Below are 26,358 nucleotides of genomic sequence, written 5' to 3'. Positions count from 1 at the left end.
CTCAGCTCTTCCTCGCCGTCGCCTTGCCGCCCTTGCGCCCGGCCTCCTTCTTCTGGGCGGTGGTGCCGCCCTGCGAGCTGTCGCCGCCCTTGCCGGACTGCTCGCCGCCGTGCTTGGAGGAGTCCTTGGCGTTGGCGATCTTGGCGGCCCGCTCCTTCGACATGCCCTTGTCCTTGAGGGCCTCGTACTGCTTCTCGTTCTTCACGTTCGCCGACTTGCTGGGCACGGTGTCCTCCTGAGATCGCCGATGGATCGGACCCCGAGGAGGTACCCGCCCTCGGCGGGCCCATGCGAGATCAGTCGTCGACTCAGCCGTTGACGGGGACGACCACCTCGCGTGCGAACCGCTCCAGGGCGTCGACCTTCTGCTCCAGGGTCGCGTCCGGTCCGTGGTAGTAGGCCCACGGCATCGTCCAGCAGTCCGTGATCCCGCCGGCCGCCGCCCGGGCGAAGTGCTCGGGCAGGAACGCGTCACTGAGCGCGGCGACCACGGTGAAGTCGTCGTCCGCACCGGCCTCCCGGCGGACCTCTGCGAGCCGCCCGGCCAGGGCGATCGCCTCGTCGACCGGGTAGATGTCACCGACCCAGCCGTCGTGGCGGGCCGCGCGCCGGAACGCGACCTCGGACAGGCCCCCGACCAGGATCGGGATCCGCTCGGTCGGCGTCGGCTCCATGGTCAGCCGCGGCGCGGTGTAGGACTCGCCTTCGAACTCGGTCCAGCCCGGCGTCCACAGCGCGGCCAGCAGCGCGAGCGCCTCATCGGTACGCCGGCCCCGGGTGGTGAAGTCCTGGCCGAGCAGCTCGAACTCCTCGCGGCACCAGCCGATCCCGACGCCGAGGCTGACCCGGTTGCCGGAGAGCACCGCGGCGGTCCCGACACTCTTGGCGACCTGGTACGGGCTCCGGATGGCCGGCACGTAGACGGACGTGGGGAACCGGAGCCGGGTGGTGATCGCCGCCAGCGACCCGACGAGAAGCGCACGTGCACAGCCTAGCCAGGAAATAGAACGTGTTCTCGTCTACTGCGGGCCCGGGTACGGCGCGTCCTTGAGCAGCCGGGCCAGGTGGGCGGCGTGCCGCGCGGCCGCCTCGGTGGTCGCGGCCGTCTTCTCCGGCGTCGGGTCGAGCTCGTTGTAGTCGGTGCTCTGCATGGCCTCGCCCACCCAGTAGGTCCCGGCGCTCGCCGCGATCGTGAATCCGGTGTCGTTGAGTGCCTGGAGCACCTCGGCCACGACGTGGTGGGCGCCGTCCTCGTTGCCGACCACCGCCACGACGCCGACCTTGCCCTCGGTGAGCATCCGGCCCTCGTCGTCGGTCTCGCTGAGCTCGGCATCGAGCCGCTCGAGGACCATCTTGCAGACCGAGGCCGGCTGGCCCATCCAGATCGGGGTCGCGACCACCAGGATGTCACTGACCAGCATCTTGGCCCGGATCTCCGGCCACGCGTCGCCGTCGCCCTCGTCGGCGCTCACGCCGAACCGGACGTCGTGGTCGACGACCCGGACGACCTCGCCGGTCACGCCGTGCTCCTCGAGCTCGCGCAGCACCTGCGCGCCGAGCAGCTGGGAGCTGGACTCGGCCGGGGAGGGCTTGAGCGTGCAGACGAGGACGAGGGCGCGCAGGGGGGTGTCGGTCATGCCGGCCCGGTTCCCGGGTACCGGCGGACCATGCCCGAGGAGCGGCCCGGCGCCGGCGCGTGGATCCCCGAGAGCCTCAGCCTGCGGGCCCTGCGCGCGGCCGCGCAGGCGTGCCGCGGCTGCGAGCTCTACCGCGACGCCACCCAGGCCGTGATGGGCGACGGGCGGCGCGACGCCGACCTGATGCTGCTCGGGGAGCAACCCGGCGACCGCGAGGACCGGGTGGGAGAGCCGTTCGTCGGGCCGGCGGGGAAGGTGCTCGACGAGGCACTCGCGGAGGTCGGCATCGCGCCGGCGGACGTCTACACGACCAACGTGGTCAAGCACTTCCGCTGGTCGGGGACCCGGGGCAAGCAGCGCATCCACAAGTCGCCGAGCCGGGCGCACGTCGCGGCCTGCGGGCCCTGGCTCGAGGCGGAGCTGCGGCTGGTACGGCCCACGGGCGTGGTGCTGCTGGGCGGCACCGCCGGCAAGGCGGTGTACGGCGCGGGCTTCCGAGTGGGCGAGTCACGGGGCCGGATCCACGACTGGCCGGCCTCGTTCCCCGTGGCGCGGCCGCCCGCCTGGGTGCTCGCGACCACGCACCCGTCCGCCGTGCTGCGGGCCGACGACCGCAGGTCGGCGTACGAGGGTCTCGTCGCCGACCTGCGGGTCGTGGCGCAGCGGCTGATGGACCACTGAGCTGGATGGGTCTCGACACGCCGGTCGCGACCTCGCAGGCTCGGTCGCGCGTCTCGCTCGACCACCATCAGCCGGTCCGCTGGCGCGTCCCGGCTAGGTGAAGATGCTGACGCCGCCGGGCCCGACGAGCAGGCCCACGATGATCAGCACGATGCCCCAGAGCAGCTGGCCCTTGAAGAGCTGGAAAATGCCGGCGATCACGAGGATGACGGCCAGGATCCACAGCAGGAATGCCATGAGTGTTCCTCCCTCTCGGTGAGACCGTCTCGTACCCTGCGGTGCGGGCCCTTACTCCTCGGGGAAGTCCTCGACGATGTGGACTGCGGCCTCCTCGGCCGACGCGGCCGCGCCGTCGATGCCGACGTCCTCGCCGACCAGGTCCTTCTCGGTGTCCTCGCCGAGCCCCTCGTCGGGGTCGACCAGTCGCCCGGCGCGGGCTCGCCCGACCTCGCCGTCGTCCAGGAGCTCGTCGTCGCCGGCGTCGGCGTACGGGTCCTCGTCGGGGATCTCCTGATCGACGCGCTGGTCGATCGTCTCCCGGTGCTCCTCCTCCCAGGGCGTGTTGCCGTAGCCCTGGCCGGCGGAGTAGCGCTCGGGCGGGGAGTAGCCCCGATCGAGCTCGTCCTCGACATCGCCGTCACCGAGGTCGTCGATGTTCCCGGGCTGGTCCTCGTCGTCGACGCTGTAGTCGCCGTAGATCTCCGACTCGCCTTCGCTGTGAGTGCTCATGGGTCCTCCTTGGTCGAACCTCACGCTAACCCACGCCGAAACAGGGCCGATTGCCCTTGCGCCGGGCCGACCGCCCCGGGAACGGTGAGGACATGGACGCAAGCCTGGACACCCTCGATCGCTGGTGGCGCGCCGCCAACTACCTGTCCGTCGGCCAGATCTACCTGATGGACAACCCGCTGCTGCGCGAGCCCCTGGTCGCCGAGCACGTCAAGCCGCGCCTGCTGGGCCACTGGGGCACCACGCCCGGGCTGAACTTCGTGTACGCGCACCTCAACCGGGCGATCATGGCCCGTCAGCAGCAGATGATCTTCATCACCGGTCCCGGCCACGGTGGTCCGGGCCTGGTCGCGTCGTCCTACCTCGAGGGGACCTACTCCGAGGTCTACACCGACATCACCCAGGATGCGGCCGGGATGCAGCGGCTGTTCAAGCAGTTCTCGTTCCCGGGTGGCATCCCCAGCCACGTGGCCCCGGAGACACCGGGCTCGATCCACGAGGGCGGCGAGCTCGGCTACGCGCTCTCGCACGCGTACGGCGCCGCGTTCGACAACCCCGACCTCGTGGTGGCCGCCGTCGTCGGGGACGGCGAGGCCGAGACCGGCCCGCTCGCGACCAGCTGGCACTCCAACAAGTTCCTGGACCCGCGTCGTGACGGCGCGGTGCTGCCGATCCTGCACCTCAATGGCTACAAGATCGCCAACCCGACCGTGCTGGCCCGGATCCCCGAGGACGAGCTGGTCTCGCTGCTGCGTGGCTACGGGTACACGCCGTACGTCGTGGCGGGCTCGGACGCCGCCCAGATGCACGCCGACTTCGCCGGCACCCTGGACCGGTGCCTCGAGGAGATCGCGGGGATCCAGGGCGAGGCGCGCGCCGCCTCGGACCCGCTGCCGAGGCCGGCCTGGCCGATGATCGTGCTGCGCTCCCCGAAGGGATGGACCGGCCCGAAGGAGGTCGACGGCAAGCGCGTCGAGGACTTCTGGCGCTCCCACCAGGTCCCGTTCGCCAACGCCCGCAGCGACGACGCGCACCGTGCGGTGCTCGAGGAGTGGCTGCGCAGCTACCGACCCGAGGAGCTCTTCGACGAGTCGGGGGCGCCCGCCCCGGACATCGCCGCCCTGCACCCGGGCGGTGAGCTGCGGATGAGCGCGTCGCCGCACGCCAACGGCGGCCTGCTGCTCAAGCCCCTGCGGATGCCCGACTTCCGTGACTACGCGGTCGAGGTGGACGCACCAGGTACGGGCTCGGTCGAGGCGACCCGGGTGCTGGGCGGGTTCCTGCGCGACGTGATGGCGCAGAACATGCACAACTTCCGGATGTTCGCCCCCGACGAGAACTCCTCCAACCGGCTCCAGGACGTCATGGAGGTGACCGACCGGGCGTGGAACGCCGAGATCCTCGGCTACGACGACCACCTCGCGCCGGACGGCCGGATCATGGAGATCCTCTCCGAGCACACCTGCCAGGGCTGGCTCGAGGGCTACCTGCTCACCGGGCGCCACGGGCTCTTCTCCTGCTACGAGGCGTTCATCCACCTGATCGACTCGATGTTCAACCAGCACGCGAAGTGGCTGGAGTCCACCCGGCGCATCGAGTGGCGGCGGCCGGTGGCGTCGCTGAACTACCTGCTCACCTCGCACGTGTGGCGCCAGGACCACAACGGGTTCTCGCACCAGGACCCGGGCTTCATCGACCACGTCGTGAACAAGAAGGCCAACGTGGTGCGGGTCTACCTGCCGCCGGATGCCAACACGCTGCTCTCGGTGGGCGACCACTGCCTGCGCAGCAAGCACTACGTCAACGTCGTGGTCGCGGGGAAGCAGCCGGCGCTGCAGTACCTCTCCATGGACGACGCGATCGTGCATTGCACCAAGGGCGCCGGCATCTGGGACTGGGCGTCGAACGACGGCGACGAGGGTCCCGACGTGGTCATCGCCTGTGCCGGCGACGTGCCGACGATGGAGGCGCTGGCCGCGGTCGACCTGCTGCGCGAGCACCTGCCCGACCTGCGGATCCGGTTCGTCAACGTGGTGGACCTGATGCGCCTCCAGCCCGCGAGCGAGCACCCGCACGGGTTCTCGGAGGCCGACTTCGACGCCCTGTTCACCACCGACCGGCCGGTGATCTTCGCCTACCACGGCTATCCGTGGCTGATCCACCGGCTGACCTACAAGCGCACCAACCACGCCAACATCCACGTGCGCGGGTACAAGGAGGAGGGCACCACCACCACGCCGTTCGACATGACGGTCCTCAACCACATGGACCGCTACAACCTCGCCATCGACGTGATCGACCGGGTGCCGCGGCTGGCGGCGACCTCGAGTGACGCGCGGGAGGAGTTCAAGAACGCCCTGATCCGGCACCGGCAGTACATCCGCACCTACGGCGAGGACCTGCCGGAGATCCGCGACTGGACCTGGCAGGGCTCCTTCGGGCCCCGCTACCGCACCGCGACCCCCGAGCTCGACGCCCCGGAGGGCTGAGAGTCAGGAGCGTCCGGCGTACGTCGTGGTGCGTTCGACGACGGGGCGGTTGATGCCGGCGCCGATGTCGATGAGTTCGGCGACGGTCTTGGCGGAGCCGTGTTCGGAGCCGGCCATGCGGGAGATGGTTTCTTCCATGAGGGTGCCGCCGAGGTCGTTGGCGCCGGCTTGGAGCATGGCTTGGGTGCCCTCGATGCCGAGCTTGACCCAGGAGGTCTGGATGTTGGGGATGCGGCCGTGGAGCAGGATCCGGGCCATGGCGTGGACGGCGAGGTTGTCGCGCTGGGTGGGGCCGGGGCGGGCGACGCCGGCGAGGTAGATGGGTGCGGAGGTGTGCACGAAGGGCAGGGGTACGAACTCGGTGAAGCCCCCGGTCTCGTCTTGGATCCGGGACAGGACGCGGAGGTGGTTGACCCAGTGGCGGGGGTTGTCGACGTGGCCGTACATCATCGTGGAGGTGGTGGGGATCCCGACTCGGTGGGCGGTGGTGATGACCTCGATCCAGGTGCGGGTGGGCAGCTTGCCCTTGGTCAGGACCCAGCGGACCTCGTCGTCGAGGATCTCCGCGGCGGTGCCGGGGATGGACCCGAGGCCGGCCTCGCGGGCCTTGATGAGGAAGTCCTCGATGGACAGCCCGGTGCGGGCGGTGCCGTTGACGATCTCCATGGGGGAGAAGGCGTGGACGTGCATGTCGGGGACCCGTTGCTTGACCGCGGCGACGAGGTCGAAGTAGGCGGTGGCGGGGAGCTCGGGGTCGATGCCGCCTTGCATGCACACCTCGGTGGCGCCCAGGTCCCAGGCCTCGGCGGCCCGGTCGGCGACCTCGGCATAGGACAGGGAGTAGGCGTCGGCGTCGGTGCGGCGTTGGGCGAACGCACAGAACCGGCAGCCCACGTAGCAGACGTTGGTGAAGTTGATGTTGCGGTTCACCACGTAGGTGACCTCGTCGCCGACCGCGTCGCGGCGCAGGTCGTCGGCCAGCCGGCACACCTGCTCCAGCAACGCCCCCTCGGCGGTCATCAGGGTCAGCGCGTGCTCGTCGGAGAGGTTCCCGGGGTCGGCCTGCGCGGCGGCCATTGCCTCACGCCCCTCGGCGTGCAGGACCGCGGGCGCGCCCGTGGTGGACGCCGCGTCCTTGACCGCCTCCCAGTCGCCGTACACGTTGGCGAAGTCCGAGCGCCGGTCCTCGGTGCGGCCCCCGTGGGGACCCTCGTCGTCGATGGCCGCGTGCAGGTCGGTGCGCCCGACCCCGGGCCCGACACTGGCGAAGCCGCCGTCGGGCTCCTGCCACGGCAGACCGGTCGGGCGGACGCCCGGTTTCGCCAAGCCGTCCTCGGTGGCGAGCGCCGCGACGTGCCCGGACACCCGCGGGTCCAGCCACGGCTCCCCGGCCCGCACGTACTCGGGGTGCACGGTCAGCCGCGGCCGCAGCTCGAACCCGCAGCCGGCGGTGATCTCGCGCAGCCGGTCCAGGGAGGGCCAGGGGCGCTCGGGGTTCACGTGGTCCGGGGTCAGCGGGGAGACCCCGCCCCAGTCGTCCACCCCCGCCTCGAGCAGTGCGCGGCACTCGGTCAGGTCGACCAGGTTGGGTGGGGCCTGGATCCGGGCCTTGGGGCCGAGCACGATCCGGGTGACCGCGATCGCGGCCCGGTACTCGGCCAGGTCGAGGTCGCCCGCGTGTCGCATCGCGGTGTCGGGCTTGGCCCGGAAGTTCTGGACGATCACCTCCTGGACCGCGCCGTAGGCCTTCATCGTGGCGCGCAGCGCGAAGATCGTCTCGGCCCGCTCCGCGAGACTCTCCCCGATCCCGACCAGCAGCCCGGTGGTGAACGGGATCGAGAGCCGCCCCGCGTCCTCGAGCACGCGGAGCCGCACCGCCGGGTCCTTGTCCACCGAGCCGTGGTGCGCCAGCCCCTTGGTCTCGAACAACCGGCGGCTGGTGGTCTCCAGCATCATCCCCATCGAGGGGGCCACCGGCTTGAGCCGGTTCAGCTCCTCCCACGACATCACGCCGGGGTTCAGGTGGGGCAGCAGCCCGGTCTCCTCCAACACCCGCACCGCCATCGCCCGGACGTAGGCCAACGTCGAGTCATAGCCCTGCTCGTCGAGCCACGCCCGCGCCTGCGGCCACCGGTCCTCGGGCCGATCACCCAGGGTGAACAGTGCCTCCAGACAACCCAGCTCCGCACCCTGTGCGGCGATCGCCACGATCTCGTCCGGCGAGAGGTACGGCGCCCGCCCCTCCCGGGCCGCCTGCGCCGGGGTCTCCACGAACGTGCAGTAATGACACCGGTCCCGACACAACCGGGTCACCGGGACGAACACCTTCGGCGAGTAGGTCACCACCCCAGGACGACCCGCCGCCACCAGCCCCGCATCACGCACCCGCGCCGCCACCGCCACCAACCGGTCCAGATCATCCCCGGACGCGGCCAACAACACCGCCGCCTCCGCCACATCCAACACGGCACCACGCTCGGCACGCGCCAACGCCCGACGGACCTGCTGCGCAGTCGGCTGCTCGTTCATCCACGTCAGGCTAGTCCCGGGCCGGTTCGATGCTCGGGCCGGCCCGGGACCCGGACAACGGCGTGTCTCAGCCGACCGGCAGCGCCTCGGGCTCGGGCGTCGGCTCCTCGGGGGTGAACTCGACCGGCGGCTTGCGGTCCAGCGCGCTCGGCCACCAGATCTTCCCGCCCAGGTCGAGGTTGACCGCGGTGACCAGCACCGAGCGGACGATCATCGTGTCCAGCAGCACGCCGAGCGCGATCGTCGTACCGAGCTGGAGGGTGAACGTCATCGGCATGGTCGCGAGCATCCCGAACGTCGCGGCCAGCACGATGCCGGCGGACGTGATCACCCCGCCCGTGGAGGACAGCGCGATCAGCGATCCCCTGCGGGTGCCCTGGACGGCCGTCTCCTCGCGGACCCGGGTCATCAGGAAGATGTTGTAGTCGATGCCGAGGGCGACGAGGAACACGAAGCTGAACAGCGGATATCCGGTGTCGGTGTTCTCGTAACCGTAGATGAAGTCGAACACCAGCCCGGAGATGCCCAGCGCGGCCCCGAAGGACAGGATCACCGTCCCGACCAGGATCAGCGGCGAGACCAGCGAGCGCAGCAGCCCGATCAGGATCAGCAGCACGGCGAGCAGGACGATCGGGATGATCACCAGGTTGTCGCGCGCCGCCGCCTCCTCGATGTCGAGCGAGACCGCCGTCATGCCGGTGGTCAGCGCGTCCGCGCCCGCCACGTCGTGGGTCGCCGATCGCACGTCCTCGACGGCGTCGTACGCCGCCTGCGAGTACGGGTCGCTGGTCAGCTCCGCGACGACCAGGGCCACGCCGTCCTTGGCGGCGACGACCACGGGGTCGGCGATCCCGTCGACCTTCGACATCGCCGCGGCGACGTCCTCGGCCTTGTCCTCGTTGGCGACCACCTGGACGGGCGTGCTGGCGTCGACCAGGCCGTGGTCGACGAGGATCGACTGGCCGGTGACGGAGTCCTGCTGGGTGGTGTACTGCTCGTCGCTGGGGATGCCGGAGGTGTCGAGCCGGAGGAAGCCCAGGCACAGCACGCCGAGGACGATGGCCGTGCCGACCCAGACGGTCCGCGGGCGCGGCGCGATGCCCTTGCCGACGCGGGCCCAGAGTCCGGAGGCCGTGGGCTCCTGGGAGCCGTAGCGCGGGACCAGCGGCCAGAAGACCCACCGGCCGCAGATCACCAGCAGCGCCGGGAGCAGGGTCACCATCACCACGAACGTGATGGCAATGCCGATCGCGTTGGCCGGGCCCATGCCGGCCGTGGAGTTCAGCTCGGCGAAGGTCAGGCAGAGCAGCCCGACGACGACGGTCGCGGCGCTGGCCAGGATCGCGGGGGCGGCGCGGTGCAGCGCGAACGCCATCGCCTCGTGCCGGTCCTCGTGGCGGCGCAGCTCCTCGCGGTAGCGGGCGACCAGGAGGAGGGCGTAGTCGGTGCCGGCACCGATCACGAGCACCGTCAGGATGAACTGGGTCTGGCCGTTGACGGTCAGGCCGGCGTACTTGGCGAGGAAGTACAGCAGGCCCATGGTCGTCATCAGCCCGACGCCCGCGCTGATGATCGGGAGCGCCCACAGCAGCGGGCTGCGGTAGCTGACCAGCAGGATCAGGACCACAACTCCGAGGGTGACCAGCAGCAGCTTGCTGTCGAAGGAGCTGAAGATCGTGGCCGCGTCGGCGCTCTGCCCGCCGGCGCCGGCGAGGTAGGTGTCGACGCCGTCGATCGCGGTGATCGCGTCGAGCCGGTCCTTGAGGTCGGGCAGCTCCTCCCAGAGCTTGTCGCCGTAGTTGACGGTGAACTGCAGCTTGGCGACCTGGCCGTCGTCGGAGACGAACGGCGCGGGGATGCCGGCCGCCTCGGCCCGCTGCGGCGTCACGACGTCCGTGATGCCCTTGATCTGCTCGATCTCGGCGGCCTGTCCCTCGATCGCGGTCAGGTCGGCCTGGGTGAGCCCGCCCTCGCGGTGGTAGACGACCGTGGTGCCGACGTCGTACTCGTCCTGGAAGGCGGTGAGCTTCTCGAAGCCCTTGGTGGACTCGGCGCTGGACGGGAGCCAGGACTCGGTCTCGTTGTTCTGGACGTCGGTGAGCTTGCCCGCGAAGGAGCCCATGATGCCGGCGATCACGAGGACCGCGATGAGTACGAGCCACTTGCTGACGCGGCCGGTGAGCTTGCCTGCGATCTGACGGTGCATGGTGTGAACTCTCCCAGGGGCTGAGGGTCGGTCGCATCGGGGATTTCCCCTAGATCGACCCGGTGTGGATCCCGAACTCATCGGGCATCCGTACGACGAACGACCTAGCCCATTTGTGACAGGGATTGAGGACGCGGGCTGACCGCTTGCCGGGAGAGCTGCTGGGAGAGTTGCGGCGGCGGAGGGTCAGCCGTACAGGCGATCCAGCACGTCGGCGTACTTGGCGTTCACCACGCGGCGCTTGAGCTTGAGCGTCGGGGTGAGCTCCTCGGACTCGGCGGTCCACTCGACCGGCAGCAGCTCGAAGGACTTGACCTGCTCGGGCCGGGAAAGGCGGGCGTTGGCCTCGTCGACCGCCTTCTGGGCCATCGCGCGGATCTCGGGCTTCTCGGCCAGGTCGGCGAGGTCGGTGAACTCGAGGCCCAGCTGCTGCGCGACGATCGGGGCGATCTCGCCGTCGAGGGTGAGGATCGCGACGACGTACGGCCGACCGTCGCCGACGGCCATCGCGTGCCCGACGATCGGCGACTCCTTGAGGTAGCCCTCGATGTTGGACGGGGCGATGTTCTTGCCGGCGGAGGTGATGATCAGCTCCTTCTTGCGGTCCACGATCGAGAAGAAGCCGTCCTCGTCGAGGGTGCCGATGTCGCCGGTGTGCACCCAGCCGTCCTCGTCGATCAGGGCGCGGGTCGCGTCGTCCTGGCGGTGGTAGCCATGCATCACGACCGGACCGCGCACGAGCACCTCGTTGTCCTCGCCGAGCCGGACCTCCATCCCGGGCGTCGCGCGGCCGACGGTGCCGAGCTTGAAGGCGTCCGGGCCGTTGGCGGTGATCGCGCCGGTGGTCTCGGTCATCCCGTAGACGTCGTACACCTTGAGTCCGAGGCCCGCCATGAAGCGGGCGACCTCGATCGGCATCGGCGCGGCCGCGGAGCCGGCCCAGGTGACCTGGTCGAGGCCCAGCAGCAGCTTGAGGAAGCCGAGGATCGCCTCGTCTGCCGCCCGGTAGGCCTCCTCGATCTCCGGGGTCATCGTGCCCCCGACCTCCTGCGCCGCGACCCAGGCCTGGCCCGCCGCCATCGCGTCCTGGACCATCTTGACGTTGTCCGGGTTCGGGTCCGCGGCGAGCTTGGCGGAGATGCCGGTCTTGATCTTCTCCCACACCCGGGGCACGCCGAAGAAGCTGGTCGGGTGCACCTCGCCGAGCGCGGCGAGCAGGCCCGAGGGGTCGCCGATCGCGTACATGTGGCTGCCCTGGATCTGCGGGCCGTAGAGGCCGAGCACCCGCTCGGCGATGTGGGCGAGCGGGAGGTAGCTGATCGCGGTCTGCGCCTCGTGCAGCCCGGCCGCCTCCAGCGTGCTGAGCGCCTCGTACATGACGTTGTGGTGGGTGAGCACGACGCCCTTGGGGTACCCGGTGGTGCCGGAGGTGTAGAGGATCGTCGCCGGCGCGTCCGCGTCGAGCTCCGCGACCCGCTGCTGGACGGCGTCCGGGTGGGTGGTGCGGTACGCCGCTCCCGCGGCCACGAAGGCGTCCCACTCCGCGCCGAGCATCACGACCTTGCGGATGCTGTCGGTCTCCTCGAGCGCGTTCGCCCAGCGGGCGCGGTGGTCGTCGTTCTCGAGGACCACCACGGTGGGCCGGGCGTGGCCGGCGACGTAGGCGACCTGCTCGGCGGAGAGCGTGTTGTAGATCGACATCGGCGTCGCAGCGGCGTGCACGGCTCCCATGTCCGCGATGAAGTGCTCGATCCGGTTGGTCGCCATGATCGCGACCGTGTCGCCTGGCTGCACGCCGGCGTCGATGAGCGCGGCGGCCACGTCGAGCGCCAGCTCGCGGGTCCGCGTCCAGGTGATCGTGCGCCACGACCCGCCCTCGGCCACCTCGTGCTTGTCGGAGTACGCCGGCTGGTCGGCGAACCGGCTCGCGGTCTCGGCCAGGGCGTCCGGGAGGGTGCGGCCGGCGATCGCCGCCTCGATCCTGGCGCGCTCGGACAGGACGTCGGTGGTCATCTGTGCTCCTCAAGGTCGACGTGGCGTGGGTCACAGCCTCCCGTCTGACAGGACACCTTGTCGACCCCGCAGGTCGAGCTCGTCGAGACCCCGGAAGTGAAGGCAGGGCGGCGACCACGCAGGCCGTTCGAAGGTGGCCGCCGCCCTGCGCGGGTGGCGGGGATCTCGACGAGCTCGATCACCGCGGGCGCGCCGTTGGTCGAGCAGCGAGCGCCAGCGAGCGTCGTCGAGACCCCGGAAGTGAAGGCAGGGCGGCGACCACGCAGGCCGTTCGAAGGTGGCGGTGGGTACGGCGCGACCCCTGCGGACCGCTCGGCCCAGTGCCTCCGTTGGTCGAGCAGCGAGCGCCAGCGAGCGTCGTCGAGACCCCGGAAGTAAAGGCAGAGCGGCGACCATGCAAGCCGTTCGAAGGTGGCCGCGCAAGGTCTTTGCTTTCGAATCTCCCAGGGCCCTGTGGAACAGGGCGTTCTGGGCCTCGGACTGTCGGTGGCCCCTGATCTAGTGGAAGCCATGAAGGCACCCGTGGCGAACACCCCGAGGACCGGTTCAGTCGACCGGGTCCTCGGTGCCGCGCGTGCCGTGCGCGCCGACCTGACCGCCGCGGAGGCGCGCCGCTTCGAGATCGCCGCCGACTGCGCCGCCCTGCACCCGGGTGAGGAGGTCGACCACATCATCCCCTGGCCCCTCGGCCCTACCGCGACGTCGAACCTCGCCCCGATCTGCCGGCTGCACCACCGGCTGAAGACCACCGGCGGCTGGACCTACCACCGCCACACCCGCAGCACCTTCGAATGGACCAGCCCCCACCACCGCACCTACGTCGTCACGTCCTCACGACATATCCACTGACCCCACCCCGCCGACCAGGCCGGCGGGGACAGCGTCATGTCTCAGCTCCGTGGGCGACGACCGCGCCAATTGGTGAGCGTGCATCGCCGACGACTCGGCTTTCCCGATCATGCCGCGTAGTGGCGACGGAACCAGTCGACCGTGCGTTGTATCCCGTCTGCATGCGGAGTCGGTTCAAACGGCCCGAATGTCGCCTGGAACTTCGACGCGTCCGACACGAACGGGCGCTCGAACTGGTAGAGTGTCTCGTCGAGCTCGCGGAGAAGGGGACTGAACAGTCCCGCGATCCTGATGGTCGTCCGCGACGCGACGCCGATCCGTGGCGGATGCCCGGCCGCTTCGAACGCCTGGGTGAGGAACTCGCGACCGGTGAGCGGTTCGGCGGCTGGGAGATGCCAGACTTCCCCGTCCGCATCGTCGCGTTCACCCAGCGTCACGAGCGCGCGGGCCATGTCGTCGAGGTAGTTGAGCGTGTGCGGCTGGTCGAGCGAGCCGAGCCAGCGCGCCCGCTTGCCACGCACCAACGGGTTCATCACAGTCTCACCGGCAGTCGAGCCGAGCCCGCCCGGGCCGTAGTAGTCCGACGACCGGCCGATCGTGCAGCGCAGCTTCCCTTCGGCGTGCGCACTCAGCAGCGCGTCGGCCATCGCAATGCGCGTGCGGCCCTTCGAACCGGTGGCCCGTAGGGGAGTCTGCTCGCTCATCGGGCCGTCGGGCGGCCCGTACATGTACAGGTTGTCCGCGAACACGAGCTTTGCTTCCGCGGCCGCCGCACCGTCGATGACGGCGGCCGTCATGGGAGGGAAAAGCTCGGGCCACTTCGTGTAGTCGGGCTGTGCACAGTGGTAGACGACCGCTGCCCCCGCGCACGCCCGACGCGCTCCGTCGCTCGTGCCGAGGTCCGCGGCCACGGACTCGACACCCGCGATATCCGCTCGGCCACTGCGTGACACGGCCCGCACCCGCGCGCCCTGAGACACCAGGTACCGGACGATCGCAGACCCCGTCGCGCCGGCGGCCCCCAGGACCACATGATCGATCGAGCTGGCCATCACCAGGAAGCTACACCCGCGGCCGTCGACCTGCGGCTCCAGGTCACAACCTTGATCCACCGGACCCGCGGATCTGCCGATGGTCGTGCACTCCGGTCGCCGATCGGACAGTATCGGGACGGTGACTCGCGGGCGTCAGTTCTTCACGGGACTTCTCGTTGCGCTGGTCCTGACCGTGGCGATCTCGGCAGGTCTCTTCTTCGGGTCCCATGCGGGCGAGGCCTTCGACGACGCCTTCTGGCCGATCCTGGGGGTCACCGCCGCGCTCGGCGTCGTGTGCGGCGCGGGCGCGTCCTTCCTCGTCCAGGTCGGCGCGCTGATGGCCATGTTCTTCGCCGGTGGCGGAGGCAGTTAGAGATCGGTCACTCGACCACCGATGGTCCGTCGTCAGATGCCGAGCGAGCGGCCGATGATCTCCTTCTGGATCTCGGTGGTGCCGCCGTAGATGGTCTGGATCCGGCTGTCGACGTAGGCCCGGGCGACGGGGTACTCCATCATGTAGCCGTAGCCGCCGTGCAGCTGGACGGCCTGGTCGACGACCTTCTTCTGGGTCTCGGTGGTCCACCACTTCGCCATCGAGGCGAGGGCGGGGTCGACCTGGCCGGCGTTGAGCTTGAGCACGCAGTCGTTGACGAACACCCGGGCGATGTGGGCGTCGGTGGCCATCTCGGCGAGCAGGAAGCGGTTGTGCTGGAAGCTGCCGATCGGCTTGCCGAAGGCCTGCCGGTCCTTGGCGTAGGACAGCGAGACCTCGAGCATCTGCTCGATGGCGGCGACCGCCATCACGGCGATCGAGATCCGCTCCTGGGCGAGGTTGACCATCAGCGAGACGAAGCCGGAGCCCTCGGCGCCGAGCAGGTTCTCCTTGGGGACCTCGACCTCGTCGAAGAACAGCTCGGCGGTGTCCTGGGCCTTCATCCCCATCTTGTCCAGGTTGCGGCCGCGCTCGAAGCCCTTCATCCCGCGCTCGACCACGAGCAGGCTGATGCCCTGGTGGCCGGCGTCGGGGTCGGTGCGGCACACGACGATCACGAGGTCGGAGAGGATGCCGTTGCTGATGAACGTCTTCGAGCCGTTCAGGACGTAGTGGTCGCCCTTGTCGATCGCCGTGGTCTTGATGCCCTGCAGGTCCGAGCCGGCGCCCGGCTCGGTCATCGCGATCGCGGAGATGAGCTCGCCGCTGACCAGGCCGGGCAGCCAGCGGGCCTTCTGCTCGGGCGTCCCGAGCTGGCTGATGTAGGGGACGATGATGTCGGTGTGCACCGGGAAGCCGGGGCCGCTCGCGCCGACCCGGCACATCTCCTCGGCGACCACCATGTTGTAGCGGAAGTCCTTGACCCCGGCGCCGCCGTACTCCTCCTCGACGTCGAAGCACAGCAGGCCGTGCTCGCCGGCCTTGCGCCAGACCTCGCGGCTGACCTGGCCGTCCTTCTCCCACTGCTCGTGGTGCGGGACGACCTCCTTCTCCAGGAAGGCGCGGACGGTGCCGCGGAAGTCCTCGTGCTCCTGCTCGAGAATCGTCGGCTGCTCAGGCATCAGGCCACCCACTCCTTGATCTGTGCGATGGTCGCGGCCGGGTCGTCGGATGCGGGGGAGACCTGCAGGCTGGTCACACCGGCCTCGCGGAACGCGGCGATGCGCTCTTGGACGTACGACGCGGGGCCGACCAGGTTGCCGGCCTCGAGCCACTCGAGCGGCACCTTCGCCTCGGCGTCGCGCTTGTGGCCGTCGAGGTAGAGGTCCTGGATCTCGCGTGCCTCTTTCTCGTAGCCGTAGTGGCAGGCGAGCTCGTTGTAGAAGTTCTTGCCGCGCGCGCCCATGCCGCCGACGTAGAGGGCGTACATCGGTCGCATGAAGTCGAGCATCCCCTTCACGTCCTCGCCGATCGCGACCATGCCGCCGGCGCTGATCTCCAGCGGACCGAGGTCGGCCGACCGCTTCGCAGCGCCCCGGGCGAGCGCGTCGCCCCAGACCTGCTTCGCCTTCTCGGGCAGGAACAGGAACGGCAGCCAGCCGTCGGCGACCTCGGCGGTCATCGCGACGTTCTTGTCGCCGAGCGCCGCGACCCAGAGGGGTACGGCGGGGCGCTCGGGCTTGTTGAGCAGCTTCAGCGGCTTGCCCAGGCCCAGTCCCTGGTCGGCCGGCAGCGGCAGCGTGAAGATCCCGTCGTGGACCAGCGACTCGCGGCGCAGCCCCATCCGGATGATCTCGATGACCTCGCGGGTGCGGCCCAGCGGCTTGTCGTAGGGGAGGCCGTGGAAGCCCTCGATCACCTGCGGGCCGGAGGCGCCCAGGCCGATCACCGCGCGCCCGCCGGACACGTTGTCCAGCCCGGCCGCGGTCTGCAGCAGCGCGCCGGGCGTGCGGGAGAAGACGTTGAGGATCCCGGCGCCGATCTCGACGGTCTCGGTCTTCGCGGCCAGGTAGCCCATCAGCGTCGGGGCGTCGAAGCCGTACGGCTCCGCGACCCAGAGGGTGTCCAGGCCGGCCTTCTCGAGCCCGGCGACCTGGTCGGCGGTCTGACGTGGGTTCCCGCCGTACATCAGCGGCATCGACAGCTTCATCGTGACAGCATAACTGTCACAATCAGTCCGCGGCTATGTCGACCGGTTCTTCTCCCCGCCCATGAGCCGGTGGGGGAGCAGGACCAGCAGGGTCACCAGCACCAGCGCCATCGCCGCCGCCGCCACGCTGGCCCAGGTCAGGTCGATGACCATGTCGAAGATGAACATCACGATCCCGGTCACCAGCAGGGCGATCGCGGTCAGGACGCCCCAGACGAGCACGTGGGCGGAGGCGACCAGCCGCTCCTTGACGTGTCGTCCGGACAGCCGGCGGTGGATGGCGACCGGTCCCATGATCAGCGCCGTGGTGAGGGTGGCCAGCAGCACCAGCGCGAGGTAGAGCCCGGTCTGGAAGTCGTCGAGGGTGTCGAACTTGTCCTGGAACGGGAGCGTCAGCAAGAAGCCGGCGAGCAACTGCGCGCCGGTCTGCATGACCCTCAGCTCCTGGAGCAGGTCCTCCCACTTGCGGTCGAGCCGCTCCTCCTCGGTCTCCCGCCGACCCGACTTCGGGTTCTCCTCGGGGGACTGCTCGCTGTCGCTCATGGCGACAGTCTTACCCAGCCAGGCCCGCCACAATCTCTGCGCCGGGCAGCTCGGCGGCCAGCGCACCGGGGAGCAGCAGCTTCGAGCGCCGCACCCCCGACCCGATCACCGCGACCTCGATGTCCAGCACCTGCGGATCGACCAGCAACCGCCAGCCGGCGGGGAGGCCGAGCGGGGTGATGCCGCCGTACTCCATGCCCGACTCCTCCACCGCGCGCTCCATCGCCAGGAACGAGGCCTTGCGGACGTCCAGGGTGCGCTTGACCAGGCCGTTGACGTCGGCGCGGGAGTCGGCGCGGACCAGGCACGCCGCGACCCGCTCGGCGCCGTCGCGGCGCCCGGCCACCACGACGCAGTTCGCGCCGGTCGACATCGGCAGGTCGTAGGCCTCGGCCAGGGCGGCGGTGTCGGCGATCGCCGGGTCGATCTCGACCACCCCGATCTGCGCGGCCCCCGGCCAGGAGCGCAGGGCGGCGGCGACGGGGTCCGCGAGCAGGTCGGGACGGTCGAGGGCGGGGACGGTCTCCAGCGAGCCGAGGGTCGGGGCGGACATGCACCCATTGTGGCGGGTGGCCTACGGCTCCTGGTCCGGAGTGGGCTCCGCCCCGGGCGCCGGGTCGGACCCGACCCAGCCGGTCTGCCGGGTCGACCAGCGCTTGCTGCCCGAGAGGCCGACGGCCAGCAGGCCGGCCAGGCCGGCCAGCACCCACGGCACCGGCATCAGCCAGCGCACGTCGCCGTTGCCGACGACGTCACCCTGGATCAGGGCCCAGACGCCCACCAGGCCGAGGAACGCGATCCCCATGACCAGGTGGCCGACGTTGACGGGGTGCCGGCCGGACTGACGCTCCGGGTAGGTCGGCTGGGTGGTGGTCGTGCTCATCGGTGCACCTCGATCTGTCCGACGCCGAGCTGGGCGTCGATGGTGATCGCCGGGTCGAGCTGCGACCCGTCGTAGGAGTTCAGGGTGGTGTCGATCCCGCCGCGCTCGAGGTCGAAGACCTTGATGTTGCCGGGGCCGTCGACGTCGGCCCGGACGGTGGCGGCCAGGCCGACGGGGAGGATCACCTCGATGTGCCCGACGCCGCCCTCGACCTCGATCGTGCGGCCGTCGAGCCGCTGGAGGTCGGCGACCTCGCGCAGGTCGATGACCTGCTCGCCGACGCCCAGCCAGTAGCGGTCGTCCACGGCCGCCGCGGTCGGCGGGGTCTCGAGGACCTTGTCGCCGTCCCACCGGTCTGCAGCGGTCGCACCGGTCAGCACGACCGTGGCCAGGAGGCCGAGCGCGATGATGCCGCCGGCCCGGCCGAAGAACGCACCGACCACCAGCATCAGCCCGGAGATCCCCACGGCGAGCGCGGGGTACGCCGCGTCCGCGAAGCCCACGCCGGCGAGGTCGATCATGCCGAGGACGCCCTCGGCCAGCACGATCAGCGCGAGCGTGAACCAGAACAGGATCGGGCCGCGCTTGCGCGGGTTCGGCGGCCGCGGCACGTACGTCGCGGGCGGCACGTACGCCGGCGGCGGGCTGTAGTACGTCGGCTGGGCCGGAGGCGGTGCCGGCTGGTGGTAGGTCTGGGCGTACGTCTGGGCGTACGTCTGGGCGTGAGGCTCGGACGGCGGGACCGGCGCAACCGGGGGCACCGGATGCGGCGGGTTGTTGCGGGTCAGCAGCCACAGCACGACCAGCGCCACGATCGCGAGCGGCCACGGGAACCAGAAGGCGCCCCAGGAGTCGCCGATCAGGGCGAGGGCGGCGATCACGCCGACGATGACCAGCGCGACGGTCCGGCTGCGCTCGTCGAGGTTGAACGGCGCCCGGACGGCCCCGTCCTCCGGGACGAGCAGCCAGCAGGCGCCGTACAGGATCAGGCCGGCGCCGCCGAAGAACACGAGCACGACGAACGCCACCCGCAGGATCAGCGGGTCGATGTCCAGGTGCCGCCCGAGGCCACCGGCCACGCCCGCGACCTTGCGGTCGGTGACGGAGCGGCGCAGGCGGCCGAGGTCGCGGACCTGGTCGCGGTCGACGCGCGGCCCGGTGCTCCCGGTGGGGTGCGGTGACTGCGGGTCCGATGGTGCTTCGGGCGGTGTGGTGGTCATGGCACCAGCCTGCTCGGTCGCGGGGGCGCGCACCATCGGGGACAGCCCTGATCCTGGGCCGGGGGCGGGGCCCCGCACTCAGGGGCGGCTCGGGGTTCGCCCTCATGGTCTGCGACCACCCGCGATGAGACGATGAGGGGGAGATGAGCAGCGCACACGCCACCGCCGACGCCGGCCGGCCCGACCCGCGATCGGCGGCGGTCCCGTACGGCGGCCGGCGGGCGACCCGGGACACCCAGGAGCCGATCCTCGGCGGGGTCGCGGCGGGCCTGGCCAGGCACCTCGGCTTCCCGGTCCTCTGGGTGCGCGCCGGCTTCGTGCTGGGGGCGTTCCTGGGCGGCTTCGGGGTGGCGTTCTACGCCGGCCTGTGGTGGCTGCTCCCCTCGGACGCCCACTTCGAGACCGGCGCTCCCGGCATCGAGAGCGCCACCCGTGGCGGCCGCCGCCCCGGTCGGATCCGGCGGCTCGGCGACATCGGGCCGGCGATCGCGCTGGCGGCGCTCGGCCTGGGCGCGATCCTGCTGCTCGAGGCGGTGCTGGGTCGCGGGGCGATCTTCTGGCCGATGACGATCGCCGTCGTCGGCATCGCCCTGCTCTGGCGGCAGGCCGACGAGGCGCAGCGCGAGCGCTGGCTCGACAGCACCGGCCGGATCGACCCGGTGCGGGTCGTGTTCGGGCCCGGCGGCTGGGCGTCGTACGCCCGCGTCGGCCTCGGCGTGCTCCTCATCGTGCTGGCGGTCTTCCTCTACTCGGTGCGCGGCGGCTCCATCGGGATGGCGCGCGACGTCACGGTCGCCGCGCTGCTCAGCATCGTCGGCCTCGCGATCGTGATCGGGCCGTGGATCTACCGGCTCGCCGCCGACCTCAGCGACGAGCGCGCCGAGCGGGTGCGCACCCAGGAGCGGGCCGACGTCGCCGCCCACCTGCACGACTCGGTCCTGCAGACGCTTGCCCTGATCCAGAAGAACGCCGACGACGCCACCGCGGTCGCCCGCCTGGCCCGCGCCCAGGAGCGCGACCTGCGGTCCTGGCTCTACGCCGGTGACTCCACCGACGAGCGCACCGTCGCCAGCGCGCTACGCGGCGTCGCCGCGCGCGTCGAGGACGAGTACGGCGTGTCCGTCGATGTCGTGACCGTCGGCGACTGTGACTTCGACGAGGCGCTGCGGCCGGTCGTGAACGCGACCGGCGAGGCGGTGACGAACGCCGCCAAGCACGCGGGCACCGGCAAGGTGGACGTCTACGCGGAGGTCACCGAGACGGCGGTGGACGTCTTCGTCCGCGACCGCGGCCGCGGCTTCGATCCTGCGATGGTGCCCACCGACCGGTACGGCGTGCGCCGCAGCATCGTCGACCGGATGCAGCGTCACGGAGGCACGGCCGAGATCCGGTCGGTGCCCGGTGAGGGGACCGAGGTGCGCCTGCACCTGTCCCGGCAGTCGCGACAGGAGGAGAACGATGAGTGAGCAGCACCCGGCGTCCCGCGCCGGGGGACCGGCGGCGATCGTGATCGTCGACGACCACGCCATGTTCCGGCGCGGAGTGCGCGCCGAGCTCGAGAGCGCCGGCCGCGGGCTGGTCCGGGTGCTCGCCGAGGCCGCCGACGTGGACGAGGCGGTGGCGGCGGTCTCGACCCACCGCCCCGACGTGGTGCTGCTCGACGTCCACCTGCCCGGGGGCGGTGGGGCCGAGGTGATGCGCAGGGTGACGGCCTCGCACGCCTCCCCGGACACCCGCTACCTCGCCCTGTCGGTCAGCGATGCCGCCGAGGACGTCATCGGGACCATCCGCGGCGGGGCGCGCGGCTACGTCACCAAGACCATCACCGGTCCCGAGCTGGTCCAGGCGATCGGCCGGGTCGCCGAGGGCGACGCCGTCTTCTCGCCCCGGCTGGCCGGCTTCGTCCTGGACGCGTTCTCCGGCTCGATCGACGTCGCCGCGGTGGACGAGGACCTCGACCGGCTCACCGAGCGCGAGCGGGAGGTGATGCGCCTGATCGCCCGCGGCTACGCCTACAAGGAGGTCGCGAAGGAGCTGTTCATCTCGATCAAGACCGTCGAGACCCACATGTCCAGCGTGCTGCGCAAGCTCCAGCTCTCCTCGCGCCACGAGCTCACCCGCTGGGCCTCCGACCGCCGGCTGCTCTAGGAGCCGGCACCGCCTAGGCTCCTCCCATGGAGTTCCTGCGCCACGTCCTGCTCGTCGTCCACATGCTCGGCTTCGCCGCCCTGGTCGGCGGGCTGCTCGTGCAGGCGCGCAGCCCGGAGAAGACCGTGAACTCCCTGATGCGCGACGGCGCCGGGACGGCGTTCGTCGCCGGCCTGCTCCTGGTCGGGGTGATCGAGGCCGATGGCGGCACCCTGGACAACGCCAAGATCGCGGTCAAGGGCGTCATCGGCCTGGTCATCCTCGTTCTGGTGATGGCCAACCTGCGCAAGGAGCGGATCGCCAACGGCCTGTGGGCGCTGCTCCTGATCCTCACCGTGGCCAACATCTGCGTCGCCGTCTTCTGGGCCTCCGCCCACGCCTGACCTGCGACAACCTGCACAAATGTCTGCACCTGTCTCAGATCGGTGCGGATTCGGCCGATGAGGCCCTCGTACGTCACCCGACGAGAGGGCCGACACGGTGGAAGAGATCGACGAGATCGTCCAGGAGTTCCTCGTGGAGAGCCACGAGAACCTCGACCAGCTCGATCGCGACCTGGTCGCGCTCGAGAGGGAGCCCGGGTCCCGTGACCTGCTGGGCAGCATCTTCAGGACCATCCACACCATCAAGGGGACCAGCGGGTTCCTGGCGTTCGGCAACCTCGAGTCGGTGACCCACGTCGGGGAGAACCTCCTCGCCCGTCTGCGCGACGGCAAGCAGTCGATGACCCCGCAGACCACCGACGTGCTGCTCGCGATGGTCGACAAGGTGCGCGAGCTCCTGGCAGTGATCGAGGACTGCGGCACCGAGGGCGACATCGACGTCACCGAGGTCGTGGAGCGGATCACCGCGGTGCTCGAGGGCAACGCCGCCCCGACCCCCATCGCCGAGCTGCTGCCCGAGCCCGAGGCCGCGGTGGAGGTCGAGGCCGAGGTCGCCGCCGAGCCGGTGCCCACCCCCACGCCCACTGCCACGGCCGTCGAGGCGACCGAGGAGGTCTCGTCGACCCGCCGGAACGTCGCCGAGTCCTCGATCCGCGTCGACGTCGAGCTGCTCGACACCCTGATGCGCCTGGTCGGTGAGCTGGTGCTCACCCGCAACCAGATCGTGCGGCAGGCCGGCGACCAGGACGACCTCGACCTGACCCGGTCGGCCCAGCGCCTCAACCTGATCGCGACCGAGCTGCAGGAGGGAGTCATGAAGACCCGCATGCAGCCGATCGATCATCTCTGGTCGAAGCTGCCGCGCGTCGTGCGCGACCTCGGCGCGGCCTGCGGCAAGAGCGTCACCCTGGCCATGGTGGGCCGGGAGACCGAGCTCGACCGCTCGCTCCTGGAGTCCGTCAAGGACCCGCTGACCCACCTGGTCCGCAACGCGGTCGACCACGGCCTCGAGGACCCCGCGGGCCGGATCGCAGCCGGGAAGCCCGCTGAGGGCGTGCTGACCCTGCGCGCCTACCACGAGGGCGGCCAGGTGGTCGTCGAGGTCTGCGACGACGGAGCGGGCATCGACGCCGACCGGATCGCCGAGAAGGCGCTGGCCAGCGGCCTGCGCACCACCGCCCAGCTCGCTCAGATGTCGCCCGCCGACATCCTCCAGCTGATCTTCCTCCCCGGGTTCTCGACCGCGCAGTCGGTCACGAACGTCTCCGGGCGCGGCGTCGGCATGGACGTCGTGAAGACCAACATCGAGGCCATCGGCGGGACCATCGAGGTCGAGTCCGTCGTCGGCCGGGGCACCACCTGCCGGCTGCGGATCCCCCTGACGCTGGCGATCGTGCCGGCGCTCACCGTGGAGTGTGCGGGCGACCGGTATGCGATCCCACAGGTCAGCCTGCTGGAGCTGGTCGCGCTGGACGCCGACCGGGCCGCCACTGCGGTCGAGGACGTCAACGGCGCGTCCGTCTACCGCCTGCGCGGCGCCCTGCTCCCGCTGGTCCGCCTCACCGACGTCCTCGGTGTCGAGTCCGACCGGTCCGACGGGCACGTGCTCATCGCGGTGCTCCAGGCCGAGGGCAAGCGCTTCGGCCTGGTCATCGACCGGGTGCTCAGCACCGAGGAGATCGTGGTCAAGCCGCTGACCTCCCGGCTGAAGTCGCTGGGGACCTACTCCGGCGCGACCATCCTCGGTGACGGCCGGGTGGCCCTGATCCTCGACGTCCAGGCGCTCGCCCGACGGGCGCTCACCGCCGAGGCCCTCGAGCGCGGCGCCGCCGGCACCGCCGCCGAGGAGACCAAGACGTCCCGGGAGCACCTGCGGATGCTGGTCGCCGGCATCGGTGGCGGCCGCCGCGTCGCGATCCCGCTCTCCTCGGTCACCCGCCTCGAGAACATCGCGGCCAGCACGGTCGAGGTGGTGGGCAGCCGCGAGGTCGTCCAGTACCGCGGCGCGATCCTGCCGCTGCTGCGGCTGGACCGGCACCTCGGCGCGATCAGCGAGCGCGCCGGCGACGACCTGGTGGTCGTCGTCTACTCGGCCGGCGCACGCAGCGTCGCGATCGTGGTCGACGAGATCATCGACATCGTCGACGAGGAGTCCGAGGTCCACAGCGACATCGACGACCACGGCCTGGTCGGCTCCACGCTGATCCGCGACCGGATCGTCGAGGTCCTCGACGTACGCGCGGCGATCCTCGCCGCCGACCCGAAGTTCTACTCCGACTCGGACGTCGAGATCGATCTCCGCGACGAGCTCCAGGAGGCGGTGTGAGCACCCGGATGGTGACCTTCACCCTCGACGGACACCTGTACGGCGTCGACGTCGAGGCGGTTCAGGAGGTCCTGCGAGGACAGACCCGGACGCGGATCCCGCTGTCCCCGGTCACCCTCGCCGGCCTGATCAACCTGCGTGGCCAGGTGCTCAGCGCGATCGACCTGCGCGCGCTGCTGGACCTGCCGGACCGAGATGGCGACACCGAGCCGATGCTCGTGGTGATCCGGGTGGCGGGCGAGCCCGTCGCCCTGATGGTCGACACGATCGGCTCCGTCGTCGACGTCGACGACGACCAGTTCGAGCCGCCGCCGGACACGCTCGTCGGCGTCTCGCGCGATCTTCTTCTCGGGGCGTACAAGCTCGAGGGCGAGCTCCTGCTGGCCCTCGACGTCGACCGCGCCGTCGCGGCCTGACGCCTGCTCGACCTTCTGGCACCCCACCTCACTCACGAAGGCACGCCCATGAACTCTCCTGTCACCCTGACCGTCGGTCGTCGCCTGGCCGCGATCGTCGGCATCGGCGTCGTCGCCGGCGCGGTCGTCGGCGGCTCGGCACTCCTCAACCTCCGTGCGGTCGACCGGGATGCCGAGGTGATCGGGAAGTACCAAGACGCCCGGGCGTACCTGTACCACCTGGACACGCGCTCCGCCGAGCTCAAGGTCGACGGCCTCAAGGCCGTCGCCTACCCCGACAACGAGGCGATCGCGCAGGACGTCGTGGACGACATCGCGACGATCGACGAGATCGTGGGCGACATCGACGCGCTGGGGCTGTCGATCACGACTCCGGAGTTCCGCCAGGCCTGGACCGACTACGAGACCGCGATCGGCGACTTCGTGGACTCCGCGATCGCGAACCAGAGCGCGGCGCGCGTCAACGTCGAGGACGTGCAGACGGCCAACGACGCGATGGACGTGCTGCTCTCCGCCGCCATCGAGAAGGTCGACGCGGACACGGCCGCCAAGGAGTCGGCCGCGGACTCGGCCCGCGGCCGTGCGGCCACGCTGCTGGTCGCCGTCGGCATCGTCGGGATGATCGTGATGTCGGTGATCGCCTGGCTGATCGGGCGCTCGATCACCGTGCCGCTGCGGCGCAGCGTCGACGTGCTGAAGGGCTTCGCCGAGGGCGACCTGACGCAGCGCGCCGAGGAGAGGTCCACCGCCGAGCTCGGTGAGCTCGAGTGCGCGCTGAACGCCTCCATCGACTCGGTCGGCGGCATCATCAGCACCGTGGTGGGGTCGGCGGATGCGGTGGCGGCTGCGTCGGAGGAGTTGTCGGCGTCGTCGCAGCAGATTGCTGCGGGTGCGGAGGAGACCTCGGTGCAGGCCGGTGTGGTGTCTGGTGCTGCGGAGGAGGTCTCGCGCAACGTGCAGACGGTGGCTGCTGGTTCGGAGCAGATGGGGGCGTCGATCCGGGAGATCGCGCAGTCGGCGAACGAGGCGGCGCGGGTGGCGTCGCAGGCGGTGTCGATGGTGGAGTCGACGAACGAGACGGTGGGCAAGCTGGGGGCGTCGAGCCAGGAGATCGGGAACGTGGTCAAGGTGATCACCTCGATCGCGGAGCAGACGAACCTGTTGGCGTTGAACGCGACGATCGAGGCGGCTCGTGCCGGTGAGGCGGGCAAGGGGTTCGCGGTGGTGGCCAACGAGGTCAAGGAGCTGGCGCAGGAGACGGCGCGGGCGACCGAGGACATCGCGCGTCGGGTGGAGGCGATCCAGGCCGATACCGGTGGTGCGGTGGATGCGATCGGGCAGATCTCGGCGATCATCGCCTCGATCAACGACTACCAGCTGACGATCGCGTCGGCGGTGGAGGAGCAGACCGCGACGACGAACGAGATGTCGCGCAATGTCGCGGAGGCCTCGACGGGCTCGGGTGAGATCGCGGCGAACATCTCCGGCGTCGCCGCCGCCGCCGACACCACGACGCAGGCGGTCAACCAGACCCTCACCGCGATCCAGGAGCTGGCCCGGATGTCCCAGGACCTGCGCTCCGAGGTCACCCGCTTCCGCCGCTGACGACAACTGGAAGGGCCGCACCATGAGTGCCCCGGCAGCTCCGAGGATCTCGGGCTTCGATCAACGACTACCAGCTGACGATCGC

At 70.7% G+C, this 26,358-nt stretch carries 25 protein-coding genes; 10 read left to right on the top strand and 15 right to left on the bottom strand.

The window, feature by feature from the left end:
* Position 1 precedes the first annotated feature (1 nt).
* From NOCA_RS19835 to NOCA_RS19825, 3 genes are all read right to left on the bottom strand, one after another.
* Complete coding sequence (locus NOCA_RS19835) at positions 2-226, bottom strand: DUF7218 family protein (protein ID WP_011757057.1); 225 nt, start codon at positions 224-226, stop codon at positions 2-4.
* A gap of 82 nt (positions 227-308) precedes the next feature.
* Entirely contained in the window at positions 309-1,004 is a 696-nt protein-coding gene (locus NOCA_RS19830) for an LLM class flavin-dependent oxidoreductase (protein ID WP_140403884.1), read from the bottom strand.
* Positions 1,005-1,019: 15 nt separating this feature from the next.
* A complete protein-coding gene (locus NOCA_RS19825) occupies positions 1,020-1,637 on the bottom strand; it encodes a flavodoxin family protein (RefSeq protein WP_011757055.1) in 618 nt (205 codons plus the stop codon).
* Between the two features lie 30 nt (positions 1,638-1,667).
* Between NOCA_RS19825 and NOCA_RS19820 the strand changes: the two genes are divergently transcribed.
* Complete coding sequence (locus NOCA_RS19820) at positions 1,668-2,318, top strand: UdgX family uracil-DNA binding protein (protein ID WP_011757054.1); 651 nt, start codon at positions 1,668-1,670, stop codon at positions 2,316-2,318.
* Between the two features lie 93 nt (positions 2,319-2,411).
* Here NOCA_RS19820 and NOCA_RS27850 read toward each other — a convergent pair whose 3' ends face one another.
* Positions 2,412-2,555 (bottom strand): GPGG-motif small membrane protein, encoded by a 144-nt coding sequence (locus NOCA_RS27850; RefSeq protein WP_011757053.1) that lies wholly within the window; start codon positions 2,553-2,555, stop codon positions 2,412-2,414.
* A gap of 51 nt (positions 2,556-2,606) precedes the next feature.
* On the bottom strand, positions 2,607-3,047 hold the full coding sequence (locus tag NOCA_RS19815) for a DUF5709 domain-containing protein (RefSeq protein WP_011757052.1): 441 nt from the start codon (positions 3,045-3,047) through the stop codon (positions 2,607-2,609).
* Positions 3,048-3,139: 92 nt separating this feature from the next.
* On the opposite strand from NOCA_RS19815, the gene NOCA_RS19810 reads away from it, so the two are divergent.
* Complete coding sequence (locus NOCA_RS19810; RefSeq protein WP_011757051.1) at positions 3,140-5,536, top strand: phosphoketolase family protein; 2,397 nt, start codon at positions 3,140-3,142, stop codon at positions 5,534-5,536.
* Positions 5,537-5,539: 3 nt separating this feature from the next.
* Here the strand turns inward: NOCA_RS19810 and NOCA_RS19805 are convergent, their stop codons facing one another.
* From NOCA_RS19805 to NOCA_RS19795, 3 genes are all read right to left on the bottom strand, one after another.
* Complete coding sequence (locus NOCA_RS19805; RefSeq protein WP_011757050.1) at positions 5,540-8,065, bottom strand: bifunctional FO biosynthesis protein CofGH; 2,526 nt, start codon at positions 8,063-8,065, stop codon at positions 5,540-5,542.
* Positions 8,066-8,132: 67 nt separating this feature from the next.
* Positions 8,133-10,271: an MMPL family transporter gene (locus NOCA_RS19800; protein WP_011757049.1), complete on the bottom strand. Its 2,139-nt coding sequence runs from the start codon at positions 10,269-10,271 to the stop codon at positions 8,133-8,135.
* A gap of 186 nt (positions 10,272-10,457) precedes the next feature.
* The gene (locus tag NOCA_RS19795) at positions 10,458-12,284 is read right to left on the bottom strand and encodes an AMP-dependent synthetase/ligase (protein WP_011757048.1); all 1,827 of its coding nucleotides are present in this window, start codon (positions 12,282-12,284) and stop codon (positions 10,458-10,460) included.
* A 510-nt stretch (positions 12,285-12,794) separates the two neighbouring features.
* On the opposite strand from NOCA_RS19795, the gene NOCA_RS19790 reads away from it, so the two are divergent.
* Complete coding sequence (locus tag NOCA_RS19790) at positions 12,795-13,133, top strand: HNH endonuclease signature motif containing protein (protein WP_041546721.1); 339 nt, start codon at positions 12,795-12,797, stop codon at positions 13,131-13,133.
* A 107-nt stretch (positions 13,134-13,240) separates the two neighbouring features.
* Here the strand turns inward: NOCA_RS19790 and NOCA_RS19785 are convergent, their stop codons facing one another.
* Positions 13,241-14,185, bottom strand: a complete 945-nt coding sequence (locus NOCA_RS19785; RefSeq protein ID WP_041547976.1) for an NAD-dependent epimerase/dehydratase family protein — start codon at positions 14,183-14,185, stop codon at positions 13,241-13,243.
* 121 nt (positions 14,186-14,306) lie between these two features.
* Between NOCA_RS19785 and NOCA_RS19780 the strand changes: the two genes are divergently transcribed.
* Positions 14,307-14,540, top strand: coding sequence for a hypothetical protein (locus NOCA_RS19780; protein WP_140403883.1), 234 nt, complete (start codon positions 14,307-14,309; stop codon positions 14,538-14,540).
* 32 nt (positions 14,541-14,572) lie between these two features.
* Here the strand turns inward: NOCA_RS19780 and NOCA_RS19775 are convergent, their stop codons facing one another.
* From NOCA_RS19775 to NOCA_RS19750, 6 genes are read right to left on the bottom strand one after another with little or no spacing between them, the layout of a single operon-like run.
* Positions 14,573-15,721, bottom strand: a complete 1,149-nt coding sequence (locus NOCA_RS19775) for an acyl-CoA dehydrogenase family protein (RefSeq protein WP_011757044.1) — start codon at positions 15,719-15,721, stop codon at positions 14,573-14,575.
* Entirely contained in the window at positions 15,721-16,749 is a 1,029-nt protein-coding gene (locus NOCA_RS19770) for an LLM class F420-dependent oxidoreductase (protein ID WP_011757043.1), read from the bottom strand. The genes NOCA_RS19775 and NOCA_RS19770 overlap by 1 nt, the downstream gene beginning before the upstream one ends.
* A gap of 33 nt (positions 16,750-16,782) precedes the next feature.
* A complete protein-coding gene (locus NOCA_RS19765; RefSeq protein ID WP_011757042.1) occupies positions 16,783-17,292 on the bottom strand; it encodes a DUF6328 family protein in 510 nt (169 codons plus the stop codon).
* 10 nt (positions 17,293-17,302) lie between these two features.
* On the bottom strand, positions 17,303-17,845 hold the full coding sequence (locus NOCA_RS19760; RefSeq protein WP_011757041.1) for a YbaK/EbsC family protein: 543 nt from the start codon (positions 17,843-17,845) through the stop codon (positions 17,303-17,305).
* Positions 17,846-17,866: 21 nt separating this feature from the next.
* On the bottom strand, positions 17,867-18,175 hold the full coding sequence (locus NOCA_RS19755; RefSeq protein ID WP_011757040.1) for a hypothetical protein: 309 nt from the start codon (positions 18,173-18,175) through the stop codon (positions 17,867-17,869).
* Positions 18,172-19,395 (bottom strand): PspC domain-containing protein, encoded by a 1,224-nt coding sequence (locus NOCA_RS19750; RefSeq protein ID WP_158305686.1) that lies wholly within the window; start codon positions 19,393-19,395, stop codon positions 18,172-18,174. The genes NOCA_RS19755 and NOCA_RS19750 overlap by 4 nt, the downstream gene beginning before the upstream one ends.
* A 143-nt stretch (positions 19,396-19,538) precedes the next feature.
* Between NOCA_RS19750 and NOCA_RS19745 the strand changes: the two genes are divergently transcribed.
* The 6 genes from NOCA_RS19745 to NOCA_RS19720 all read left to right on the top strand — a co-directional run bounded on the left by NOCA_RS19745 (position 19,539) and on the right by NOCA_RS19720 (position 26,273).
* Positions 19,539-20,861 (top strand): ATP-binding protein, encoded by a 1,323-nt coding sequence (locus NOCA_RS19745; protein WP_011757038.1) that lies wholly within the window; start codon positions 19,539-19,541, stop codon positions 20,859-20,861.
* Complete coding sequence (locus NOCA_RS19740) at positions 20,854-21,543, top strand: response regulator (protein ID WP_011757037.1); 690 nt, start codon at positions 20,854-20,856, stop codon at positions 21,541-21,543. Before NOCA_RS19745 ends, NOCA_RS19740 begins: the two co-directional genes overlap by 8 nt.
* Positions 21,544-21,569: 26 nt before the next feature.
* Positions 21,570-21,926, top strand: coding sequence for a hypothetical protein (locus NOCA_RS19735; RefSeq protein ID WP_011757036.1), 357 nt, complete (start codon positions 21,570-21,572; stop codon positions 21,924-21,926).
* A 97-nt stretch (positions 21,927-22,023) separates the two neighbouring features.
* Positions 22,024-24,252 carry a chemotaxis protein CheW gene (locus tag NOCA_RS19730; protein ID WP_011757035.1) on the top strand — a complete coding sequence of 743 codons (2,229 nt, stop codon included), beginning with the start codon at positions 22,024-22,026 and terminating at the stop codon, positions 24,250-24,252.
* The gene (locus NOCA_RS19725) at positions 24,249-24,668 is read left to right on the top strand and encodes a chemotaxis protein CheW (protein WP_011757034.1); all 420 of its coding nucleotides are present in this window, start codon (positions 24,249-24,251) and stop codon (positions 24,666-24,668) included. Before NOCA_RS19730 ends, NOCA_RS19725 begins: the two co-directional genes overlap by 4 nt.
* Positions 24,669-24,716: 48 nt before the next feature.
* The gene (locus NOCA_RS19720) at positions 24,717-26,273 is read left to right on the top strand and encodes a methyl-accepting chemotaxis protein (RefSeq protein WP_011757033.1); all 1,557 of its coding nucleotides are present in this window, start codon (positions 24,717-24,719) and stop codon (positions 26,271-26,273) included.
* Positions 26,274-26,358: the final 85 nt, after the last annotated feature.

It is taken from the genome of Nocardioides sp. JS614 (assembly GCF_000015265.1).
In the GTDB taxonomy this organism is placed as follows: Bacteria; Actinomycetota; Actinomycetes; order Propionibacteriales; family Nocardioidaceae; genus Nocardioides.
Note: the sequence above shows the minus strand (reverse complement) of the source record. Positions and strands in the feature narration are given on the sequence as shown.

What these genes read in the sequence shown, in the direction of transcription:
- NOCA_RS19825 (WP_011757055.1), bottom strand. Translation starts at nt 1,637, where the DNA reads ATGACCGACACCCCCCTGCGCGCCCTCGTCCTCGTCTGCACGCTCAAG.
- NOCA_RS19820 (WP_011757054.1), top strand. Translation starts at nt 1,668, where the DNA reads ATGCCCGAGGAGCGGCCCGGCGCCGGCGCGTGGATCCCCGAGAGCCTC.
- NOCA_RS27850 (WP_011757053.1), bottom strand. Translation starts at nt 2,555, where the DNA reads ATGGCATTCCTGCTGTGGATCCTGGCCGTCATCCTCGTGATCGCCGGC.
- NOCA_RS19815 (WP_011757052.1), bottom strand. Translation starts at nt 3,047, where the DNA reads ATGAGCACTCACAGCGAAGGCGAGTCGGAGATCTACGGCGACTACAGC.
- NOCA_RS19810 (WP_011757051.1), top strand. Translation starts at nt 3,140, where the DNA reads ATGGACGCAAGCCTGGACACCCTCGATCGCTGGTGGCGCGCCGCCAAC.
- NOCA_RS19805 (WP_011757050.1), bottom strand. Translation starts at nt 8,065, where the DNA reads ATGAACGAGCAGCCGACTGCGCAGCAGGTCCGTCGGGCGTTGGCGCGT.
- NOCA_RS19800 (WP_011757049.1), bottom strand. Translation starts at nt 10,271, where the DNA reads ATGCACCGTCAGATCGCAGGCAAGCTCACCGGCCGCGTCAGCAAGTGG.
- NOCA_RS19795 (WP_011757048.1), bottom strand. Translation starts at nt 12,284, where the DNA reads ATGACCACCGACGTCCTGTCCGAGCGCGCCAGGATCGAGGCGGCGATC.
- NOCA_RS19790 (WP_041546721.1), top strand. Translation starts at nt 12,795, where the DNA reads ATGAAGGCACCCGTGGCGAACACCCCGAGGACCGGTTCAGTCGACCGG.
- NOCA_RS19785 (WP_041547976.1), bottom strand. Translation starts at nt 14,185, where the DNA reads ATGGCCAGCTCGATCGATCATGTGGTCCTGGGGGCCGCCGGCGCGACG.
- NOCA_RS19775 (WP_011757044.1), bottom strand. Translation starts at nt 15,721, where the DNA reads ATGCCTGAGCAGCCGACGATTCTCGAGCAGGAGCACGAGGACTTCCGC.
- NOCA_RS19770 (WP_011757043.1), bottom strand. Translation starts at nt 16,749, where the DNA reads ATGAAGCTGTCGATGCCGCTGATGTACGGCGGGAACCCACGTCAGACC.
- NOCA_RS19765 (WP_011757042.1), bottom strand. Translation starts at nt 17,292, where the DNA reads ATGAGCGACAGCGAGCAGTCCCCCGAGGAGAACCCGAAGTCGGGTCGG.
- NOCA_RS19760 (WP_011757041.1), bottom strand. Translation starts at nt 17,845, where the DNA reads ATGTCCGCCCCGACCCTCGGCTCGCTGGAGACCGTCCCCGCCCTCGAC.
- NOCA_RS19755 (WP_011757040.1), bottom strand. Translation starts at nt 18,175, where the DNA reads ATGAGCACGACCACCACCCAGCCGACCTACCCGGAGCGTCAGTCCGGC.
- NOCA_RS19750 (WP_158305686.1), bottom strand. Translation starts at nt 19,395, where the DNA reads ATGACCACCACACCGCCCGAAGCACCATCGGACCCGCAGTCACCGCAC.
- NOCA_RS19745 (WP_011757038.1), top strand. Translation starts at nt 19,539, where the DNA reads ATGAGCAGCGCACACGCCACCGCCGACGCCGGCCGGCCCGACCCGCGA.
- NOCA_RS19740 (WP_011757037.1), top strand. Translation starts at nt 20,854, where the DNA reads ATGAGTGAGCAGCACCCGGCGTCCCGCGCCGGGGGACCGGCGGCGATC.
- NOCA_RS19735 (WP_011757036.1), top strand. Translation starts at nt 21,570, where the DNA reads ATGGAGTTCCTGCGCCACGTCCTGCTCGTCGTCCACATGCTCGGCTTC.
- NOCA_RS19720 (WP_011757033.1), top strand. Translation starts at nt 24,717, where the DNA reads ATGAACTCTCCTGTCACCCTGACCGTCGGTCGTCGCCTGGCCGCGATC.